General features: G+C 76.1%; 2 protein-coding genes. Both read left to right on the top strand.

Features of this window, described 5'->3' with window-relative positions:
* Positions 1 to 1,228 (top strand): AMP-binding protein (locus GTW08_RS28190; protein ID WP_161152763.1); only part of this gene is annotated, 1,228 nt, incomplete at its 5' end.
* 1 nt (position 1,229) lies between these two features.
* Positions 1,230 to 1,466: a glutaredoxin family protein gene (locus GTW08_RS28185; RefSeq protein WP_073576570.1), complete on the top strand. Its 237-nt coding sequence runs from the start codon at positions 1,230 to 1,232 to the stop codon at positions 1,464 to 1,466.
* Positions 1,467 to 1,519: the final 53 nt, after the last annotated feature.

Here is a 1,519-nt window from a genome sequence, read left to right as displayed (position 1 = left end):
CGACGCCGTCGCGGCCGGCTGCGCCGAGGGCGTCGGCGCGACGCTGCTGGGCCCGCCGGACCTGGCCGCCCCGGTCCCGGACGCCCCGGTCGACCGGGCTCCCGCCGACCCAGAGCGCATCGCGCTGGTCGTGTTCACCTCCGGCACCACCGGGCGCCCGCGCGGGGTACAGCTGTCGCACCGCGCGCTGCTGGCCAACCGCGAGCAGGCGGGTGCGCTCCGCCCGGCGCCGGTCAACGGGGTCGACCGGGTCCTGCTGGCGCTGCCCCTGTTCCACGTCTACGGCCTCGCCGCCGGGCTGCTGCAGGTCTGCTGGACCGGCGCAACCGTCGTGCTGCCCGGCCGGTTCTCCCCGGACCGGCTGGCCGAGACGGTCGTCGAGGAGCGGGTCAGCGTCGTCGCCGGGGTGCCGTCGATGTTCCGGATGCTGCTCGACCTCGGCCCGGAGCGGCTGCGCGCCGCGATGGCCGGGGTACGGCTGTGCACCTCCGGCGGGGCGCCGCTGCCCGCGGGCTGGCTCGCGGACTTCCGCGCGGCGAGCGGGCTGGACCTGCACGAGGGCTACGGCCTCACCGAGGGCGGGCCCGTCGTCACCAGCAACGACCTGAGCCGACCGGCCAAGCCCGGCTCGGTCGGGCAGGTGCTGCCCGGCGTCGAGCTGCGCCTGGTCGATGCCGACGGGCAGCCGATGGAGCGCAGGCCCGCACCGGAGCCCGAGCCGCGCGGTGCGGACCCGCTGGACGACCTGGACTACGACGACGGCTCCGACCCGTCCGACGACACCGGACTGATCGCGGTGCGCGGGCCGAACCTGTTCTCCGGCTACTGGCCCGACGGCTCCGGCGGCCCGGGCGAGGACGGCTGGTTCGTCACCGCCGACGTCGGCTACCTCGACACCGACGGCGACCTGCACCTCGTCGACCGGTCCTCGGACCTGGTCATCGTCAACGGCTTCAACGTCTACCCGCGCGAGGTGGAGCAGGTCGTCGCCGAGCTGGACGCGGTGGCCGAGGTCGCCGTCGTCGGGGTGCCCGACGACCGGACCGGCGCCGCGGTCAAGGCCGTGATCGTGCCGGTCGCGGGCGCCGAGCTCACCGAGGAGACGGTCGCCGCGCACTGCGCGGCCCGGCTCGCCCGGTTCAAGCGGCCCGCGGTCGTCGCCTTCGCCGACGAGCTGCCCCGCACCCCGACGGGCAAGATCGCCCGAAGGACACTGGCGAGGATGTGAGATGCGCGTACGACTGCTGACCCGGGTGGGCTGCCACCTGTGCGACGACGCCGCCGAGGTGCTGGCCCGGGTGTGCGCCGAGACCGGCACCGGCTGGGACACCGTCGATGTCGACTCCGACGACGAGCTGCGCGCCGAGTACGGCGACCAGGTGCCGGTGGTGCTGCTCGACGGTCGTGAGCACGACTCGTTCCGGGTGGACGAGGAGCGCCTGCGCGCGGACCTGGCCCGGCCGTGAGCCCGGACCCCGACGGCCCGGTCGCGGCCTCGGACGGTCCGGCCGGCGGGGCC

The sequence above is a fragment of the Pseudonocardia sp. SID8383 genome, assembly GCF_009864975.1.
GTDB lineage: Bacteria > Actinomycetota > Actinomycetes > Mycobacteriales > Pseudonocardiaceae > Pseudonocardia > Pseudonocardia alni.
Note: the sequence above shows the minus strand (reverse complement) of the source record. Positions and strands in the feature narration are given on the sequence as shown.